Raw genomic sequence first — 18,475 nt, forward strand, 5'->3', positions numbered from 1 at the left:
GGTGGACTGAACGTTGCCGGGCGTCTCATTTCCGGCGGTGCCAATGGACGTTTCTTATCTGCTCGACAGCCTTAATGACAAACAGCGTGAAGCCGTTGCGGCATCACGTACTAACATGCTGGTTCTGGCAGGCGCGGGCAGCGGTAAGACGCGCGTACTGGTACACCGCATCGCCTGGCTGCTGAGCGTTGAGCACTGTTCCCCTTACTCCATTATGGCGGTGACCTTTACCAATAAAGCGGCGGCGGAAATGCGCCATCGTATTGGCCAACTGATGGGTACCACCCAGGGCGGTATGTGGGTTGGCACTTTCCACGGATTGGCGCACCGGCTGCTGCGCGCTCATCACCTTGACGCCAACCTGCCGCAGGACTTCCAGATCCTCGACAGCGAAGACCAGCTGCGCCTGCTCAAGCGTCTGATTAAGGCGATGAATCTCGATGAGAAGCAGTGGCCGCCGCGTCAGGCGATGTGGTACATCAACGGCCAGAAAGATGAAGGGCTGCGCCCGCACCATATACAGAGCTACGGTAACCCGGTTGAGCAGACCTGGCAGAAGGTTTATCAGGCCTACCAGGAGGCCTGCGATCGGGCGGGGCTGGTGGATTTCGCCGAACTGCTGCTGCGCGCCCACGAACTGTGGCTCAACAAGCCGCACATTCTTCAGCACTACCGCGAGCGCTTTACCAATATCCTGGTGGACGAATTTCAGGATACCAACAACATTCAGTACGCGTGGATCCGCCTGCTGGCGGGTGATACCGGCAAGGTGATGATCGTCGGCGATGACGATCAGTCCATTTACGGCTGGCGCGGCGCGCAGGTGGAGAACATCCAGCGCTTCCTCAACGATTTCCCCGGCGCGGAAACTATCCGCCTCGAGCAAAACTATCGCTCGACCAGCAATATCCTCAGCGCGGCCAACGCCCTGATTGAAAACAACAGCGGGCGCCTGGGGAAAAAGCTGTGGACCGACGGCGCCGACGGCGAGCCGATTTCGCTCTACTGCGCGTTTAACGATCTTGATGAGGCGCGCTTTGTCGTCAACCGCATCAAAACCTGGCAGGAAAACGGCGGGGCGCTGGAGCAGTGCGCGATTCTGTATCGCAGCAACGCCCAGTCGCGCGTGCTGGAAGAGGCGCTGCTGCAGGCCAGCATGCCGTATCGTATTTATGGCGGCATGCGCTTCTTCGAACGCCAGGAGATCAAAGATGCGCTCTCCTATCTGCGCCTGATCGCCAATCGTAATGACGACGCGGCCTTTGAGCGCGTGGTGAATACCCCGACGCGCGGTATCGGCGATCGCACGCTGGACGTGGTGCGCCAGACCTCGCGCGACCGTCAGCTGACGCTGTGGCAGGCCTGTCGCGAGCTGTTAAAAGATAAAGTGCTTGCCGGACGCGCCGCCAGCGCCCTGCAGCGTTTTATGGAGCTCATTGACGCCCTGGCGCAGGAAACCGCCGATATGCCGCTGCACGTGCAGACCGATCGGGTGATTAAAGACTCCGGCCTGCGCATGATGTACGAGCAGGAGAAAGGCGAGAAAGGCCAGACGCGCATTGAAAACTTAGAGGAGCTGGTGACGGCAACGCGCCAGTTCAGCTACAACGAAGAAGATGAAGATTTGATGCCGCTGCAGGCGTTCCTCTCGCATGCGGCGCTGGAAGCGGGAGAAGGGCAGGCGGATACCTGGCAGGATGCGGTACAGCTGATGACCCTGCACTCGGCGAAAGGGCTGGAGTTCCCGCAGGTCTTTATCGTCGGCGTGGAAGAGGGGATGTTCCCGAGCCAGATGGCGCTTGATGAGGGCGGCCGCCTGGAAGAAGAACGCCGTCTGGCCTACGTCGGCGTCACCCGTGCGATGCAGAAGCTCACGCTGACCTATGCGGAAACCCGTCGCCTGTATGGCAAAGAGGTTTATCACCGTCCGTCGCGTTTTATCGGCGAGCTGCCGGAGTCGTGCGTGGAAGAGGTGCGGCTGCGCGCCACGGTGAGCCGTCCGGTCAGCCATCAGCGGATGGGGACGCCGATGGCGGAAAACGACACCGGCTATAAGCTGGGCCAGCGCGTGCGCCATGCCAAGTTTGGCGAAGGCACGATCGTGAACCTCGAAGGCAGCGGCGAACACAGCCGCCTGCAGGTTGCGTTTCAGGGGCAGGGGATTAAATGGCTGGTCGCGGCGTATGCCCGGCTTGAAACAGTGTAACAGTAAGAAAAGTATCATTATTTTGTAATATTCTGCTACCTTTATACGTTAAGGAGCTTGATTTGCTCTTTAGCGTTCCGTTGCGTGTTGACGCCGTTTTTGCGCTGGCGTAACATGCGCGCACGATTACGCTAAGAGGACATTCGCCTTGGACACACCCAGTAGATGCTGGCTCAATTTCCTGCCCATCAGGAACAACTCCTAAGGCTATCCTCTTATGCTGATAGCCTTAGCGGTTGTCGGCGACCCGTTCTATTCCCGTCGCTCTGAGTCAGGCTTAATGGTCTGAAACCCAAATTGTTTCTGTGTGCCCACCGAACTGTCCGATAATTTTTTGCATTGGGAGTCCCGGTCATGCTGAGCGCATTTCAACTGGAAAACAATCGTTTAACACGTCTGGAAGCCGACGAGATCAAGCACCTCGCCAGTTCGGTGTGGGTCGATCTGGTCGAGCCTGACGACGATGAACGAAGCCGCGTGCAAACGGAATTGGGTCAGAACCTGGCGACGCGCCCGGAGCTGGAAGACATCGAAGCGTCAGCGCGTTTCTTTGAGGATGAAGACGGCCTGCATATCCACTCATTTTTCTTTTTTGAAGATGCAGAGGATCACGCCGGTAACTCTACCGTCGCGTTTACTATCCGCGAAGGGCGTCTGTTCACCCTGCGCGAACGGGAGCTGCCCGCTTTCCGCCTGTATCGCATGCGCGCCCGCAGCCAGTCGATGGTGGACGGCAACGCTTACGAGCTGCTGCTGGACCTGTTCGAAACCAAAATCGAGCAGCTGGCGGATGAAATTGAAAACATCTATAGCGACCTGGAAAAGCTCAGCCGGGTGATCATGGAAGGTCGTCAGGGCGATGATTACGATGAGGCGCTCTCGACGCTGGCGGAGCAGGAAGATATCGGATGGAAAGTCCGCCTGTGTCTGATGGATACCCAGCGCGCGCTGAACTTCCTCGTGCGCAAAGCCCGCCTTCCGGCCGGTCAGCTGGAGCAGGCGCGTGAGATCCTGCGCGACATCGAATCCCTGCTGCCGCACAACGAGTCGCTGTTCCAGAAGGTTAACTTCCTGATGCAGGCGGCGATGGGTTTTATCAACATTGAGCAGAACCGCATCATCAAGATCTTCTCGGTGGTCTCCGTGGTGTTCCTGCCGCCGACGCTGGTGGCTTCCAGCTATGGGATGAACTTTGAGTTTATGCCCGAGCTGCACTGGAGCTTTGGCTATCCCGGCGCGATTGTCTTTATGATGCTCGCCGGCCTGGCGCCGTATCTGTACTTTAAGCGTAAAAACTGGCTGTAAAAAAAGGAGCTTCGGCTCCTTTTTTGCGTACCAGCTTGGCTTTATGCCCTACGCGTACGGCGTATTGTGTAAACCGCATCCATCACGAAAATCGCCAGCGCCACCCAGATAAAGGCGAAGGTTACCATTTTATCCGCGCCCGGCACTTCGCCGTAGAAGGTTACCGCCAGCAGGAACATCAGCGTCGGGCCGATATACTGGAAAAATCCCAGCGTGGAGAGGCGCAGGCGGGTTGCCGCGCCGGTAAAGCACAGCAGCGGGATGGTGGTGACCACGCCCGCCGCCATCAGCAGCAGGTTCAGCGACCACGGATTCTGCCCCATGTGGCTGGTCGGGCTATCGGCAATACCAAACAGATAAATCGCGGCGACCGGCAGCAGCCAGAGCGTCTCAAACAGCATCCCGGTTTGCGCATCCACGGCGATCTTTTTACGCAGCAGGCCGTAAAAAGCGAAGCTGAACGCCAGGCCCAGCGCGATAATCGGCAGCGAGCCGAAGGTCCAGAGCTGTACCAGCACGCCGCAGGCGGCCAGCAGCACCGCCAGCCACTGCATCCGGCGAAAGCGCTCCCCGAGGAAGATCATCCCCAGCAGAATATTCACCAGCGGATTGATAAAATAGCCCAGGCTGGCTTCCAGCATATGATGGTTATTCACCGCCCAGATAAACAGCAGCCAGTTGCCGCCCACCAGCACCGCAGAGAGCGCCAGCAGGAACACCTTTTTCGGCGTTTTCAGCAGCCTTTTGACCTGCGGCCACTGACGGCTGATGCTGATCAGCGCGACCATGAAGAAGAAGGACCAGATCACGCGGTGAGTCAGAATTTCATCGGCGGGAACATAGTAGATAAGCTTGAAGTACGCCGGCGCGATACCCCAGATAAAATAGGCGGCCAGGGCCAGAAGAATCCCCACCCGCGTTTGTTTAGCGTCCATCGGTACAAATCCATTGCCAAAGAGAGAGATGTTACTCGATTTAGGCCGATCAACCCACCATATACGTCGCCGTGGCGCTGGCGATATACACCTGCTCTTCGTTATGCAGCTCGACGCGGGCCACCGCCACTTTATTACCGGCTCGCAGCAGGCTGCTGGTGGCGGTAAAGCGTTCCCCGCGGCCCGGACGCAGGTAGTCGACGCGCAGATCGATAGTGCCCATCCGCGACAGGCGCTGGCGCAGCTCTTCTTCATTGATGGTGTCGTGGCGAGTCAGCGTGCTGCCGACGCATACCAGCCCCGCAGCGACGTCCAGCGCTGAGGCGATCACGCCGCCATGTAAAATGCTCTGCGCCCAGTTGCCCACCATCATCGGCTGATTGTTGAAACTCAGCTGGGCAAACTCCTTTTCGTAGCGCTCCAGCTCCAGCCCTAAGGCACGATTAAACGGCATATGGTAGACGAAGATCTCTCCCACCAGCTTCAGGGCGGCGGCGGCGGTCAGTTCAGACATAACAACACTTCCATAAGTTAATGAAATGTTGATTTTATGCTTCTAAAATATTGATTTCTACTTTAAGAACGGATAACAGGTCAGATGCCGCATAAATAGGTAGAATGCTGCCTGGGTTAAACAGAAATAATAAATATCCATCCAGGAGAACAGCGATGCGTATCTCTTTGGCCTGCCTGCTGGCGCTTGTTGCGCTTCCGGCCGGCGTTCTGGCGCAGGACGCGCCGGTGAATAAACAGGTCCACGACGCTCCGGTCGTTCGCGGGAGCATTATCGCCAACCTGTTACAGGACCATGATAATCCGTTCCTGCTCTATCCCTACGAGAGCAACTATCTGCTCTATACGTGGACCAGCGATCTCAATAAAGAAGCGATTCGTAGCTACGACTGGGCCGAAAATGCGCGTAAAGATGAAGTGAAGTTCCAGCTCAGCCTGGCGTTTCCGCTGTGGCGAGGGATCCTCGGCGAGAATTCGCTGCTGGGCGCTTCTTATACGCAAAAATCCTGGTGGCAGCTCTCCAACAGCAAAGAGTCCGCGCCGTTTCGCGAAACCAACTATGAGCCGCAGCTGTTCCTCGGGTTTGCGACCGATTACTCGTTCGCCGGCTGGACGCTGCGCGACGTTGAGATGGGTTATAACCACGACTCTAACGGCCGTTCCGATCCCACCTCCCGCAGCTGGAACCGCCTCTATACCCGGCTGATGGCGCAAAACGGCAACTGGCTGGTTGAGGTGAAGCCCTGGTACGTGATTGGCAGCACCGACGATAATCCGGATATCACCAAATATATGGGGTATTACCGGCTGAAAGTGGGCTATCAGCTGGGCGACGCCATCCTCAGCGCCCAGGGGCAATATAACTGGAATACCGGCTACGGCGGCGCCGAGCTTGGGGTGAGCTATCCGATCACCAAACACGTGCGCGTCTATACTCAGGTCTATAGCGGTTATGGCGAGTCGCTCATCGATTATAACTTCAATCAGACCCGCGTCGGCGTCGGGCTGATGCTCAACGATCTGTTTTAATCGTTGCACTCTGGCTCCCAGGCGCTGAAAATAGCGCCTGTTTTCTTTTCAGGCATATGGGGTCAACGTGGCGCAGGCGGAAGTATTGAATCAGGAATCGCTGGCTAAGCAGGTTTTACAAGAGACCTTCGGCTACCAGCAGTTTCGCCCGGGCCAGGAAACTATCATTGATACGGCGTTGGCCGGGCGCGATTGCCTGGTGGTGATGCCAACCGGCGGCGGCAAGTCGCTGTGTTATCAGGTTCCGGCGCTGGTACTGGGCGGTCTCACCGTCGTGGTGTCGCCGCTTATTTCCTTGATGAAGGACCAGGTCGATCAGCTGCTGGCTAACGGCGTGGCGGCGGCATGCCTGAACTCAACCCAGAGCCGGGAGCAGCAGCAGGAGGTGATGGCCGGCTGCCGCAGCGGGCAGATTCGCCTGCTGTATATCGCCCCGGAGCGCCTGATGCTGGATAACTTCCTTGAGCATCTTACGCACTGGAATCTGTCGATGGTGGCGGTAGACGAGGCGCACTGTATTTCCCAGTGGGGGCACGATTTCCGTCCGGAATACGCCGCGTTAGGGCAGCTGCGCCAGCGGATACCGCAAATCCCGTTTATGGCGCTGACCGCTACCGCCGATGACACGACGCGTCGCGACATTGTTCGCCTGCTGGATCTAAACGACCCGCTCATTCAGGTCAGCAGCTTCGACCGACCCAACATCCGCTATATGCTGATGGAGAAGTTTAAGCCGCTGGATCAGCTGATGCGCTACGTGCAGGATCAGCGCGGTAAGTCGGGCATTATCTACTGCAATAGCCGCTCAAAAGTGGAAGACACCGCCGCTCGCCTGCAAAGCCGCGGCATCAGCGCCGCGGCCTATCACGCCGGGCTGGAAAACCATATCCGCGCCGACGTGCAGGAGAAATTCCAGCGCGACGACCTGCAAATCGTGGTGGCGACGGTAGCCTTCGGTATGGGTATCAACAAACCGAACGTCCGTTTTGTGGTGCATTTCGATATCCCCCGCAATATTGAATCCTATTACCAGGAGACCGGCCGCGCCGGGCGCGATGGGCTGCCTGCCGAGGCGATGCTGTTTTACGATCCGGCGGATATGGCGTGGCTCCGACGCTGCCTTGAGGAGAAACCCGCCGGGCCGCTGCAGGACATTGAACGCCATAAGCTCAACGCGATGGGGGCCTTTGCCGAAGCGCAAACCTGCCGTCGTCTGGTGCTGCTCAACTACTTTGGCGAGGGGCGCCAGGAGCCCTGCGGCAACTGCGATATCTGCCTCGATCCGCCGAAACAGTACGACGGTTTAATGGACGCGCGTAAGGCGCTGTCGACGATTTACCGCGTCAATCAGCGCTTTGGTATGGGCTACGTGGTGGAAGTGCTGCGCGGCGCCAATAACCAGCGTATTCGCGATATGGGGCACGACAAGCTGCCGGTCTACGGCATTGGGCGCGAACAGAGCCACGAGCATTGGGTCAGCGTGATCCGTCAACTTATTCATTTAGGCCTGGTTACGCAGAATATAGCCCAGCACTCTGCACTACAGCTTACCGAGGCCGCGCGTCCGGTCCTGCGCGGCGACGTGACGCTACAGCTTGCCGTGCCGCGTATTGTGGCGCTGAAGCCGAAAGCGATGCAGAAATCCTTTGGCGGTAATTACGATCGCAAGCTGTTCGCCAAGCTGCGCAAACTGCGTAAGGCGATTGCCGACGAAGAGAATATCCCGCCCTACGTGGTGTTTAACGATGCGACGCTAATTGAAATGGCCGAGCAAACGCCGCTGACGGCCGGGGAGATGCTCAGCGTCAACGGCGTTGGCACGCGTAAGCTCGAGCGTTTTGGTAAAGAGTTTATGGCCCTGATTCGCGCGCACGTGGATGGCGATGATGAGTAGTCAGCCAGACGAAAAAGTGTAAATATAGTTTTCGTCCTGACTATTTCCCTGCGAGTTAATTATGTTGACGCTTTTTTTCACCGTGGCGCTGGTGCATATCATTGCGCTGATGAGTCCTGGCCCGGACTTCTTCTTTGTTTCACAAACCGCCGTTAGCCGCTCCCGCAAAGAGGCGATGATGGGCGTGCTGGGGATCACCTGCGGAGTAATGGTATGGGCGGGCGTAGCGCTGCTCGGCCTGAACCTGATTATCGAGAAGATGGCCTGGCTGCATACCATTATTATGGTCGGCGGCGGCCTGTATCTGTGCTGGATGGGTTTCCAGATGCTGCGCGGCGCGCTGAAAAAAAGCGAAGCGGCAGCGGCGGTAGAGCCTCAGGTCGAACTGGCGCGCAGCGGCCGGAGCTTCCTGAAAGGGCTGCTGACCAATCTGGCTAACCCAAAAGCGATTATCTATTTTGGCTCCGTGTTCTCGCTGTTTGTCGGCGACAGCGTCAGTTCCGGCGCGCGCTGGGGGATTTTCCTGCTGATTGTTCTGGAGACGCTGGCCTGGTTTACGGTGGTCGCCAGCCTGTTCGCCCTACCGGGCATGCGCCGCGGCTATCAGCGGATGGCGAAGTGGATCGACGGCATTGCCGGTACTCTGTTTGCCGGGTTTGGTATTCACCTGATTATTTCGCGCTAAGCGTTCTGCGGCCCGCCCAAGGGTTATGGGCGGGCCGGATATTAATGACGCAGCTGCTGCAAATCGTCGGACGTCAGACCGGTCATTTCCATAACCGCAGTAGCATCAATGCCCCGCTCGAGCATGGCCTTTGCGACGTTAAGAAGCGCAGCGCGTTTGCCCTCTTTTATGCCTTCCTTAATGCCCTTCTGCATACCTTCCTCAAGCCACTTTTCTGCCAGAGTCATCAGTACACCTCCATGTTGCGGCACCCGCTGTGCCAGCTCATATAATAGCGGCCGAACATCCTGCTCTTCTCCCGCCTGGGCCATATATTTTATCAGTACGGTAATTTGTTGTCTGCTCATCTGTTCCAGCAACAGCAGGCTGGTGAGCTTGTCGACGAGCTCGGCCATATCGCGCTGCCATATATGCTTTTGTACCAGCGTCAGGGCCGCCATACTCCGGTGCTCCATGATTTCGTCATCGGGAATAACGGTGATGTCCACCAGCGGAAAGGCGGTGGAGTAAATCTGGCGCGCAGTATCCGGATCGGCAAAGTTCTCCAGCCAGTCCAGCGACCAGGGATAGGGGCTTCGCCGTCCCTGATAAAAAAGAATCGGGATCACCAGAGGTAGCGTTTTATGCCCTTCTTCTATGTGCCGCTGCATAGCAGCGATGGCATAGCGCATTAAACGAAACGCCATTAATTTATCTGGCGAACTTTGATGTTCAATCAGAACGTGAACATAGCCGCAACCACTGGTCGTTTCCAGAGAATAGAGGATATCGCTGTAGAAGGGGCGCAGATCATCTTCAATAAAGCTTCCTGACTCAAGGCGTAGGGTATCCAGTTTGCAAATTTGCATGAGTGAGGGGGGCAGATGGATCTCGATAAAATCCCGTGCGGTTTCCACACGGGAGAGAAAAGTTCTGAATACCGCATCGTGAGGGGTTGCCGCTTCCGCCATCGTTTTCGTCCATGAAGAAGAGAATCTGGCGGCATTCTGGCACTGGCGCTGCGAGTTCAACAGCGGGCAAAAAAATTATCTTTGTTCTTTGCCCGCCTGCTCGGCTGAGGATGTCGCTATACCCGCAAAGCTAACGATAATTTGCGAGCGTGCTTCCATCCATCAGGCGTGGCGCGCGGAGGCCAGCAGGGCGCCGACCAGCATAAACAGCGATCCAAAAACCTTGTTTAGCGCCTTCATCTGTTTGGGCCCTTTGATCCACGCGGCGATGCGCTGCGCCAGCGTGGCGTAGCCAATCATCACGATAATATCGACCACGATGGTGGTGACGCCGAGCACGAGGTACTGCATCACCTGGGGCTGGTGCGGTACGATAAACTGCGGGAAGAGCGCGGCGAGGAACACGATGCTTTTTGGGTTGGTCAGGTTGACGAACACCGCGCGCTTAAAGAGTTTGCCGCGGCTCTGCGCTTGCGCAAGGGTATTCAGCTCGAGAGAACCCGCGGCTCGCCACTGCTGAATGCCGAGCCAGATAAGATAAGCGGCGCCCGCCCATTTCAGGATTTCAAAGGCCAACAGCGAACGGGAAAAAAGCGTACCCAGGCCAACGCCCACCAGCACGATATGAATGCCGAGCCCGGTCTGTAGCCCGGCAATAGAAGCCGCCGCGCCGCGATAACCGTGGTTGATTGAGGTGGTCATGGTATTTATCGCCCCGGATCCCGGCGACAGGCTGAGAATAAGAGATGTCAGCAGATAGGCAAACCACCACTCGAACGTCATGAGAAACTCCCTGATTGTCTGTTTTTATGCCACAATACGCTATTGTGTAAGCATTGTGTGATGCACGATAAAAAAACGATTTTCAGCGGTTATCAGGGGTGTAAGCCCGATGTTTTTGCAGCAAAAGGACTGGGAAACACGAGAAAACGCGTTTGCGGCCTTTACCATGGGGCCACTGACCGATTTCTGGCGTCAGCGGGAAGAGGCTGAATTTACGGGCGTGGATAACGTTCCGGTGCGCTTTGTTCGCTTCTGCGCCAAAAGTCATGACCGGGTCGTGGTTATTTGTCCGGGTCGCATTGAAAGCTACGTTAAGTACGCCGAACTGGCTTACGATCTTTTCCGCAGCGGTTTTGACGTGATGATTATCGATCATCGCGGCCAGGGGCGCTCCGGACGCATGCTTTCAGATACCCACCGCGGGCACGTCGTTAATTTCAGCGATTACGTCGACGATCTCGCCGCGTTCTGGCAGCAGCAGGTGGCGCCCGGACGCTGGCGGAAACGGTTTATACTGGCCCACTCCATGGGCGGCGCCATTGCGACGCTATTTTTGCAGCGCTACCACCAGCATTGCGACGCGATGGCGCTCTGTGCGCCGATGTTCGGCATCGTTATGCGCCTGCCTGACTGGATGGTGCGCCATATTCTCGATTGGGCTGAGGGCCATCAGCGCATTCGTGAAGAGTATGCCCTCGGTACCGGCCGCTGGCGGGCGCTGCCCTTTGCGGTTAACGTACTGACGCACAGCCGTCAACGCTATCGCCGCAACCTGCGCTTTTACGCCGATGAGCCGCAGCTGCGGGTCGGCGGGCCGACGTTCCACTGGGTGCGCGAGGGGATCCTCGCCGGCGAAGAGGTGCTGGCCGGTGCGGAGAAAGACGTCACGCCAACATTATTGCTCCAGGCGGAAGAAGAGCGGGTGGTCGATAACCGTATGCACGATCGCTACTGTGAACTTCGCGCCGCTGGCGGTCATCCCTGTGAAGGGGATAAGCCGTTTGTCATAGAAGGGGCATACCATGAGATCCTTTTTGAAAAGGACGCAATGCGCTCGGTCGCGCTAAACGCTATCGTCGATTTTTTTGGTCGACACACTTAATCCGGCGAAACGCTCGTCGCCCTGCTTAGAGGTTAAAATTTTTATGTACCAGGTTGTTGCGTCTGATTTAGATGGCACGCTGCTTTCTCCCGATCACTGCTTAACTCCCTACGCCAAAGAGACGCTGAAGCTGCTTACCGCACGCGGTATCAACTTCGTGTTCGCGACCGGCCGCCACTACATCGATGTTGGGCAAATTCGCGATAATCTCGGCATTAAATCCTATATGATCACCTCGAACGGCGCTCGCGTACACGATAGCGAAGGGAAGCAGATCTTCGCCCACAACCTTGACCGCGATATCGCCGCCGACCTGTTCGAAATGATGCGTAACGATCCGGCGATTGTGACCAACGTCTATCGCGAAGATGAGTGGTATATGAATCGCCATCGTCCGGAAGAGATGCGCTTCTTCAAAGAGGCGGTGTTTAACTACAAGCTGTACGAGCCGGGTGAGCTGGATCCTGAAGGGATCAGCAAAGTCTTTTTCACCTGCGATAAGCATGAGCATCTGCTGCCGCTGGAGCAGGCGATCAACGCCCGCTGGGGCGATCGGGTGAACGTGAGCTTCTCTACCGTTACCTGCCTCGAAGTAATGGCGGGCGGCGTGTCGAAAGGGCATGCGCTGGAGGCCGTGGCGAAAATGCTCGGCTATAGCCTGAAAGAGTGTATCGCCTTCGGCGACGGTATGAACGATGCGGAAATGCTGTCAATGGCGGGCAAGGGCTGCATTATGGCCAACGCGCACCAGCGGCTGAAAGACCTGCATCCTGAGCTGGAAGTGATCGGCAGCAACGTCGATGACGCCGTTCCCCACTACCTGCGTAAACTCTATCTTGACTAAAAAAGATTGACGATTGTTTAATTAATGAGCAGTCGTCAACCTATCACTCCGCTACAATGCGTGTTCTTTACTCTATGAGACATTCATTGTGGCGCTACTGATTATCACCACCATTCTGTGGGCCTTTTCCTTTAGCCTGTATGGCGAATACCTGGCAGGCCACGTCGACAGCTATTTTGCGGTGCTGGCGCGCGTTGGCCTGGCGGCGCTGGTGTTTTTGCCCTTCCTGCGCACCCGCGGGCAGAGCCTGTCAACCATCGGCCTGTATATGCTGGTGGGGGCGATGCAGCTCGGTATTATGTATATGCTGAGTTTCCAGGCCTATCTGTACCTGACGGTATCGGAGCTTCTGCTGTTTACCGTCCTGACGCCGCTCTATATCACGCTGATTTACGATATGATGAGCCGCCGTCGCCTGCGCTGGGGCTACGCCTGCAGCGCGCTGCTGGCGGTAATCGGCGCGGGCATCATCCGTTATGACCAGGTGACCAACCATTTCTGGACCGGTTTGACCCTGGTTCAACTCTCCAACATCAGCTTCGCGATTGGCATGGTGGGATACAAGCGCCTGATGGAAACGCGTCCGATGCCGCAGCATAACGCCTTCGCCTGGTTCTACATCGGGGCGTTTCTGGTGGCGGCGGTTGCCTGGTCGATGCTGGGTAACGCGCAGAAAATGCCGGAAACTTCGCTACAGTGGGGCATCCTGGCCTTTCTTGGCGTGGCGGCATCCGGGATTGGTTACTTTATGTGGAACTACGGCGCCACCCAGGTGGATGCCGGTACGCTCGGCATCATGAACAATATGCACGTGCCTGCCGGGCTGCTGGTAAACCTGGCCATCTGGCAGACGCAGCCCCGCTGGCCGAGCTTTATTATTGGCGCTCTGGTGATCCTGGCCTCGCTATGGGTCCATCGACGCTGGGTCGCTCCGCACTCCGCACAAACGGTAAATGATCGCAAGCGTGGTTCCGCGCTGAGCGAATAAACGCCTCGGTAACCGGCTGGCGCTGCTCGCCGTCGCGCACCGCGGCGTACAGTCGGCTCCACAGTCCCTCGCCCAGGGTTTTGGTCACCACCAGGCCCTGGCGCTCAAAGCTTTCCACGACCCAGTGCGGCAGGGCGGCGATGCCCATTCGCGCCGCCACCATCTGAATTAACAGCAGCGTATTGTCGACGCTCTTCAGCTGCGGGCTAATCCCGGCAGGCTGCAGGAAGTGACGCCAGATATCCAGACGTGCGCGCTGGACCGGATAAATCAGCAGCATTTCAGTCGCTAAATCCTCGGGCGCGATGCGCGCCTTTGTCGCCAGCGGATGATCCGGCGCCATCACCAGGCGTACTTCGAAATCAAACATTGGCGAATAGTGCAGTCCGCTGCGCGGCAGGATATCGGAGGTCATCACTAGATCCAGCTCGCCCTGCTGCAGGCCCGGCTGCGGGTCGAAGATCACCCCGGACTGAAAGTCCACCTCCACATGCGGCCAGCGGGCGCGGAAACTCTCCAGCGCCGGCGTGAGCCACTGAATACAGCTATGGCATTCGATGGCGATACGCAGCCGGGTTTGCTGCGGCTCATTGCAATCCTGCAGGGCGCGGCTGATTTGCGGCAGGACCTGATTGGCCAGCTGCAGCAGGATCTCTCCCTGCGGCGTAAAGCGCAGCGGCTGACTTTTACGTACAAACAGACGGAAGCCGAGGCGCTGTTCCAGATCGCTGAACTGGTGGGACAAGGCGGATTGGGTCTGGTGCAGGGCCGCCGCCGCGCCTGCCAGAGAGCCGCTATTCCGCAACGCCTGGAGCGTTTTCAGGTGTTTAATTTCGATCATGAAAGTCCTTCACTTCGGCATGAATAATTTGCGCTTGAGGAATATACAGTAACTGCCAATTATGGATGTGTAAACATCTGGACGTCTAAATCCTTTATCTTTCGAATTTATGGCAGCGTTGGCTGCACTTCCTCACCCCCGTCACTTACTTCAGTAAGCTCCTGGGGATGAGCAAGTTTGCCGCCTTCCCTAAATCCGAAATCTTTCGGATTGCAATTATGAGGCTCAAAAAATGACAATTATTAACCACACCCTCGGTTTCCCTCGCATTGGCCTGCGCCGCGAGCTGAAGAAAGCGCAAGAAAGCTACTGGGCGGGCAATACCAGCCGCGAAGAACTGCTGGCCGTTGGCCGCGAACTGCGCGCTCGCCACTGGGAACAGCAGAAGCAGGCGGGCATTGACCTGCTACCGGTGGGCGATTTCGCCTGGTACGACCATGTTCTGACCACCAGCCTGTGGCTTGGCAACGTGCCGGCTCGTCATCAGAACAAAGACGGCTCCGTTGATATCGATACCCTTTTTCGCATAGGCCGCGGCCGCGCGCCGACCGGCGAACCGGCCGCGGCGGCGGAAATGACCAAATGGTTTAACACTAACTACCACTACATAGTGCCGGAATTTGTGAAGGGCCAGCAGTTCAAACTGAGCTGGAACCAGCTGTTGGATGAGGTGGACGAAGCGCTGGCGCTGGGCCACAAAGTGAAGCCCGTCCTGCTTGGGCCAGTCACCTATCTGTGGCTCGGTAAGGTGAAAGGCGAGCCGTTCGACCGCCTGAACCTGCTGCACGATATTCTGCCTGTTTACCAGCAGGTGCTGACTGAACTGGCAAAACGCGGCGTTGAGTGGGTGCAGATTGATGAACCGGCGCTGGTGCTCGAGCTGCCGCAGGCGTGGCTGGATGCCTTCAAACCGGCTTACGCGGCCCTTAGCGGTCAGCTTAAGCTGCTGCTGACTACCTACTTTGAAGGCATTACCGATAACCTCGACACCATTACCGCACTGCCGGTACAGGGCCTGCATGTGGATCTGGTCCACGGCCAGGACGATGTCGCCGAACTGCATAAGCGCCTGCCTGCCGACTGGCTGCTCTCCGCGGGGCTGATCAACGGCCGCAACGTCTGGCGCGCCGATCTGAGCGAGAAATACGCGCAGGTTAAAGATATCGTCGGCAAACGTGAACTGTGGGTAGCCTCTTCCTGCTCCCTGCTGCACAGCCCGATCGATCTGAACGTGGAAACGCGGCTCGATGCCGAAGTGAAGAGCTGGTTTGCCTTCGCCCTGCAAAAATGCCGGGAGCTGGCGCTGCTGCGCGATGCGCTGAACAGCGGCGACACCGCGGCGATTGCTGACTGGAGCGCGCCGATCCAGGCACGTCGCCAGTCAACCCGCGTGCACAACGCTGCGGTAGAGAAGCGTCTGGCGGCCATTACCGCTCAGGACAGCCAGCGTCAAAGCGTCTACGAAGTTCGCGCCGAAGCGCAGCGCGCCCGCTTTAAGCTGCCGGCCTGGCCAACCACCACCATCGGCTCCTTCCCCCAGACCACCGAGATCCGCGGCCTGCGCCTGGACTTCAAAAAGGGCAATCTCGATGCTAACCGCTACCGCACCGGCATCGCCGAACACATTAAGCAGGCGATCGTTGAGCAGGAGCGACTGGGGCTGGACGTGCTGGTACACGGTGAAGCCGAGCGTAACGATATGGTGGAATACTTCGGCGAACACCTGGACGGCTTTATTTTCACGCAGAACGGCTGGGTACAGAGCTACGGCTCCCGCTGCGTCAAACCGCCGGTGGTCATCGGCGATATCAGCCGCCCGGAGGCGATCACCGTCGAGTGGGCAAAATACGCTCAGTCCCTGACCGACAAACCGGTAAAAGGCATGCTGACCGGCCCGGTGACCATTCTTTGCTGGTCCTTCCCGCGTGAGGACGTCAGCCGTGAAACGATTGCGAAACAGATAGCCCTCGCGCTGCGCGATGAAGTGGCGGATCTGGAAGCCGCCGGTATCGGTATCATCCAGATCGACGAACCGGCCCTGCGGGAAGGCCTGCCGCTGAAGCGTAGCGACTGGGATGCGTATCTGGCATGGGGGGTGGAAGCTTTCCGTATCAATGCCGCGGTGGCGAAAGACGACACGCAGATCCACACCCATATGTGCTATTGCGAGTTCAACGACATCATGGATTCCATCGCCGCGCTGGATGCGGACGTGATTACCATCGAAACCTCGCGTTCTGATATGGAGCTGCTGGAGTCGTTCGAAGCGTTCGACTACCCGAATGAAATCGGGCCGGGCGTGTACGACATTCACTCCCCGAACGTGCCGAGCGTGGAGTGGATTGAAGGGCTGCTGGAAAAAGCCGCGCAGCGTATCCCGGCAGAGCGCCTGTGGGTGAACCCGGACTGCGGCCTGAAAACCCGCGGCTGGACGGAAACGCGCGCCGCGCTGGCCAACATGGTCAAGGCCGCGCAAAACCTGCGCCAGGCGTAATATAAATCACACTTGTGGGAGGCCCCGGCCTCCTTTTTTGGTTTCTTCTCTTCGCTGGCAAAACCGAATGTGAAGAACTGTTCGGCGTGAAGCGGCAGCGTCTGGATAACGTCCACCCGCTCCCGGCTGTTGCTCAGGACGGATGTCTTTGACTACAGTTAAGCGTTCCCTGAACCGAAGCTGTGATAACTCTCCTGAGGTGAAAGATGATTGAACACCACGATCAAAAAGGGTATTTGTGTTTTGCCATTAATCTGGGTAATCCGGTGCTTACGACACTGCTGCCGGATGGGTCTCCGGGGGGGATTACCGTCGAGCTGGCAAAGAAACTGGCTGCAGAGAGCCAGCGCGAAGCGCGGTTTGTGACCTGGCCGACGGCCGGGCAGGTAGTGGACGCGGCGCTGCAGGATCAATGGGATATCGCCTTTCTGGCTATCGACCCGGCGCGGGAAGATAAGCTTCGCTTTACGCCATCCTACGTCACTATCGAAAGCTCGCTGATGGTGAAAAAAGAGAGCCAGATTCAATCGGTTCAGGAGATGGACCGCGCAGGCGTGGTAATTAACGTGGGCAAAGGCGCGGCCTACGAGCTGTATCTGATTCGCACGCTGCAGCATGCGACGATGCGCCAGTACGCCACCTCACAGGAGGCTATTCAGGCGTTTATCAACGGCGAAGGCGATTGGGTGGCCGGTATTCGCCAGCCTCTGGAGAAAGCCGCGCAGGAGAATCCGCAGTTTCGCGTTCTGCCCGACAGCTTTAGCCAGATACACCAGGCGATATGCGTACCGCGCAATGCGACGCAGCACTATGAATTTATTTGCCGCCGCCTCTCTTCCTGGATAGCGGACGGTACTATTGCCGGGATGGTGAGCCGCCATATCGGCAATAGCTGATCGTTAACCGCGCTTACCGCCATACTGCGCAAACCAGGCCAGCATCCGCTGCCAGCCGTCTTTTGCCGACTCTTCATGATAGCTGGCGCGATAGTCGGCATTAAAAGCGTGGTCGGCGTGCGGGTAAACCACGATTTCCGCCGTGGCGTTGGCCGCCCGCAGCGCCTGACGCATCGTTTCCACCGTGTCCTGCGGGATGCTGTCATCTTTCGCGCCATAAAGCCCTAACACCGGCGCGTTAAGATCGACGGCAATATCGACCGGATGCTTCGGCGAATTCAGCGTTTTCTCGCCGACCAGCTTGCCGTACCAGGCGACGGCGGCTTTTAACTGCGGATTATGTGCAGCGTACAGCCAGGTAATACGCCCGCCCCAGCAGAAGCCGGTAATCAGCAAGCGATGGGCATCGCCGCCGTGGCGGTAGGCCCAACTGGCCACGTGATCGAGGTCGGCCAGCACCTGAGAATCCGGCACCTTTTTGACCAGTCCCTGGAACAGAGAAGGGATGTCGCTGTAATCATTAGGATCGCCCTGGCGGAAGTAGAGCTCCGGTGCGATAGCCAGATACCCCTCCTTTGCCAGACGGCGGCAGATATCGCGGATATGTTCATGCACGCCGAAAATTTCCTGGACCACGATAACGACCGGCAGCGGACCGTCGACGCCGCGCGGGCGAGCATGGAACGCCGGCATGTTGTCTCCCTGTGAAGGGATGGATGTCTCCCCGGAGACGATGTTCTCATCTGATGTGTGAACGGCAGTTGAGGCGTGCGGCGTGGCTGCAGGTGCAAAGCCGGTTTGCTTAATTGTCGTCATGGTATTCTCCGTACCCTCAATTTATTAGCGCATCAATAACTATAGCTGCTCTGGACAGGACGTTAATCAAACACAGTGCCCGAAACAGGCTATCTTTTGTTCAGGCTTCTGCGATTTAGCTTGTTAATGTGATGTATATCACTATTTTATGGAAAGTTATTGCAATGAATTTCATTCATGGTGATTGTGGTCAC

16 protein-coding genes are annotated in these 18,475 nt (G+C 57.4%); 10 read left to right on the forward strand and 6 right to left on the reverse strand.

The features are described 5' to 3' along the window. Positions 1–43: 43 nt before the first annotated feature. On the forward strand, positions 44–2,206 hold the full coding sequence (gene uvrD / locus ABLU96_RS18255; RefSeq protein ID WP_014227469.1) for a DNA helicase II: 2,163 nt from the start codon (positions 44–46) through the stop codon (positions 2,204–2,206). Positions 2,207–2,560: 354 nt separating this feature from the next. Beyond that, the gene (gene corA, locus ABLU96_RS18260; protein WP_004097564.1) at positions 2,561–3,511 is read left to right on the forward strand and encodes a magnesium/cobalt transporter CorA; all 951 of its coding nucleotides are present in this window, start codon (positions 2,561–2,563) and stop codon (positions 3,509–3,511) included. A 41-nt stretch (positions 3,512–3,552) separates the two neighbouring features. On the opposite strand, the gene rarD is transcribed toward corA, so the two are convergent. Next, positions 3,553–4,446, reverse strand: coding sequence for an EamA family transporter RarD (gene rarD, locus ABLU96_RS18265; protein ID WP_014227470.1), 894 nt, complete (start codon positions 4,444–4,446; stop codon positions 3,553–3,555). 49 nt (positions 4,447–4,495) lie between these two features. After that, a complete protein-coding gene (gene yigI, locus ABLU96_RS18270; protein WP_004097567.1) occupies positions 4,496–4,960 on the reverse strand; it encodes an acyl-CoA thioesterase YigI in 465 nt (154 codons plus the stop codon). A gap of 155 nt (positions 4,961–5,115) precedes the next feature. Here yigI and pldA point away from each other — a divergent pair, with 155 nt between their 5' ends. The 3 genes from pldA to rhtC all read left to right on the forward strand — a co-directional run bounded on the left by pldA (position 5,116) and on the right by rhtC (position 8,567). Next, positions 5,116–5,988 (forward strand): phospholipase A, encoded by an 873-nt coding sequence (pldA, locus tag ABLU96_RS18275; RefSeq protein WP_004097569.1) that lies wholly within the window; start codon positions 5,116–5,118, stop codon positions 5,986–5,988. Positions 5,989–6,055: 67 nt separating this feature from the next. Beyond that, positions 6,056–7,882: an ATP-dependent DNA helicase RecQ gene (recQ, locus tag ABLU96_RS18280; protein ID WP_004097570.1), complete on the forward strand. Its 1,827-nt coding sequence runs from the start codon at positions 6,056–6,058 to the stop codon at positions 7,880–7,882. A gap of 61 nt (positions 7,883–7,943) precedes the next feature. After that, positions 7,944–8,567, forward strand: coding sequence for a threonine export protein RhtC (gene rhtC / locus ABLU96_RS18285; protein WP_004097571.1), 624 nt, complete (start codon positions 7,944–7,946; stop codon positions 8,565–8,567). 41 nt (positions 8,568–8,608) lie between these two features. On the opposite strand, the gene ABLU96_RS18290 is transcribed toward rhtC, so the two are convergent. Continuing rightward, positions 8,609–9,517, reverse strand: a complete 909-nt coding sequence (locus ABLU96_RS18290) for an Rpn family recombination-promoting nuclease/putative transposase (protein WP_064358784.1) — start codon at positions 9,515–9,517, stop codon at positions 8,609–8,611. A 162-nt stretch (positions 9,518–9,679) separates the two neighbouring features. Next, positions 9,680–10,300 carry a homoserine/homoserine lactone efflux protein gene (gene rhtB / locus ABLU96_RS18295; RefSeq protein WP_049084468.1) on the reverse strand — a complete coding sequence of 207 codons (621 nt, stop codon included), beginning with the start codon at positions 10,298–10,300 and terminating at the stop codon, positions 9,680–9,682. A gap of 109 nt (positions 10,301–10,409) precedes the next feature. Here rhtB and pldB point away from each other — a divergent pair, with 109 nt between their 5' ends. The 3 genes from pldB to ABLU96_RS18310 all read left to right on the forward strand — a co-directional run bounded on the left by pldB (position 10,410) and on the right by ABLU96_RS18310 (position 13,234). Beyond that, a complete protein-coding gene (gene pldB, locus ABLU96_RS18300; RefSeq protein ID WP_004097574.1) occupies positions 10,410–11,402 on the forward strand; it encodes a lysophospholipase L2 in 993 nt (330 codons plus the stop codon). Between the two features lie 43 nt (positions 11,403–11,445). Next, on the forward strand, positions 11,446–12,246 hold the full coding sequence (yigL, locus tag ABLU96_RS18305; RefSeq protein WP_025108397.1) for a sugar/pyridoxal phosphate phosphatase YigL: 801 nt from the start codon (positions 11,446–11,448) through the stop codon (positions 12,244–12,246). Positions 12,247–12,334: 88 nt separating this feature from the next. Then, entirely contained in the window at positions 12,335–13,234 is a 900-nt protein-coding gene (locus ABLU96_RS18310) for a carboxylate/amino acid/amine transporter (RefSeq protein ID WP_064406503.1), read from the forward strand. Here the strand turns inward: ABLU96_RS18310 and metR are convergent. Continuing rightward, complete coding sequence (gene metR, locus ABLU96_RS18315) at positions 13,122–14,075, reverse strand: HTH-type transcriptional regulator MetR (protein WP_004097578.1); 954 nt, start codon at positions 14,073–14,075, stop codon at positions 13,122–13,124. The two genes, ABLU96_RS18310 and metR, sit on opposite strands and share 113 nt — an antisense overlap. 232 nt (positions 14,076–14,307) lie before the next feature. Between metR and metE the strand changes: the two genes are divergently transcribed. Both metE and ABLU96_RS18325 read left to right on the forward strand, forming a co-directional pair. After that, positions 14,308–16,569 carry a 5-methyltetrahydropteroyltriglutamate--homocysteine S-methyltransferase gene (gene metE, locus ABLU96_RS18320; protein ID WP_025108395.1) on the forward strand — a complete coding sequence of 754 codons (2,262 nt, stop codon included), beginning with the start codon at positions 14,308–14,310 and terminating at the stop codon, positions 16,567–16,569. 206 nt (positions 16,570–16,775) lie between these two features. Next, positions 16,776–17,465 carry a transporter substrate-binding domain-containing protein gene (locus tag ABLU96_RS18325; protein WP_064406501.1) on the forward strand — a complete coding sequence of 230 codons (690 nt, stop codon included), beginning with the start codon at positions 16,776–16,778 and terminating at the stop codon, positions 17,463–17,465. 3 nt (positions 17,466–17,468) lie between these two features. On the opposite strand, the gene ABLU96_RS18330 is transcribed toward ABLU96_RS18325, so the two are convergent. Then, on the reverse strand, positions 17,469–18,281 hold the full coding sequence (locus tag ABLU96_RS18330) for a dienelactone hydrolase family protein (RefSeq protein WP_004097582.1): 813 nt from the start codon (positions 18,279–18,281) through the stop codon (positions 17,469–17,471). Positions 18,282–18,475 lie beyond the last annotated feature (194 nt).

It is taken from the genome of Klebsiella sp. CN_Kp106, from assembly GCF_040064575.1.
Lineage (GTDB): Bacteria > Pseudomonadota > Gammaproteobacteria > Enterobacterales > Enterobacteriaceae > Klebsiella > Klebsiella michiganensis.

Excerpts from the sequence above, each read along its gene's own strand:
- uvrD (WP_014227469.1), top strand. The coding sequence starts at position 44 with ATGGACGTTTCTTATCTGCTCGACAGCCTTAATGACAAACAGCGTGAA.
- corA (WP_004097564.1), top strand. The coding sequence starts at position 2,561 with ATGCTGAGCGCATTTCAACTGGAAAACAATCGTTTAACACGTCTGGAA.
- rarD (WP_014227470.1), bottom strand. The coding sequence starts at position 4,446 with ATGGACGCTAAACAAACGCGGGTGGGGATTCTTCTGGCCCTGGCCGCC.
- yigI (WP_004097567.1), bottom strand. The coding sequence starts at position 4,960 with ATGTCTGAACTGACCGCCGCCGCCGCCCTGAAGCTGGTGGGAGAGATC.
- pldA (WP_004097569.1), top strand. The coding sequence starts at position 5,116 with ATGCGTATCTCTTTGGCCTGCCTGCTGGCGCTTGTTGCGCTTCCGGCC.
- rhtC (WP_004097571.1), top strand. The coding sequence starts at position 7,944 with ATGTTGACGCTTTTTTTCACCGTGGCGCTGGTGCATATCATTGCGCTG.
- ABLU96_RS18290 (WP_064358784.1), bottom strand. The coding sequence starts at position 9,517 with ATGGCGGAAGCGGCAACCCCTCACGATGCGGTATTCAGAACTTTTCTC.
- rhtB (WP_049084468.1), bottom strand. The coding sequence starts at position 10,300 with ATGACGTTCGAGTGGTGGTTTGCCTATCTGCTGACATCTCTTATTCTC.
- pldB (WP_004097574.1), top strand. The coding sequence starts at position 10,410 with ATGTTTTTGCAGCAAAAGGACTGGGAAACACGAGAAAACGCGTTTGCG.
- yigL (WP_025108397.1), top strand. The coding sequence starts at position 11,446 with ATGTACCAGGTTGTTGCGTCTGATTTAGATGGCACGCTGCTTTCTCCC.
- metR (WP_004097578.1), bottom strand. The coding sequence starts at position 14,075 with ATGATCGAAATTAAACACCTGAAAACGCTCCAGGCGTTGCGGAATAGC.
- metE (WP_025108395.1), top strand. The coding sequence starts at position 14,308 with ATGACAATTATTAACCACACCCTCGGTTTCCCTCGCATTGGCCTGCGC.
- ABLU96_RS18325 (WP_064406501.1), top strand. The coding sequence starts at position 16,776 with ATGATTGAACACCACGATCAAAAAGGGTATTTGTGTTTTGCCATTAAT.
- ABLU96_RS18330 (WP_004097582.1), bottom strand. The coding sequence starts at position 18,281 with ATGACGACAATTAAGCAAACCGGCTTTGCACCTGCAGCCACGCCGCAC.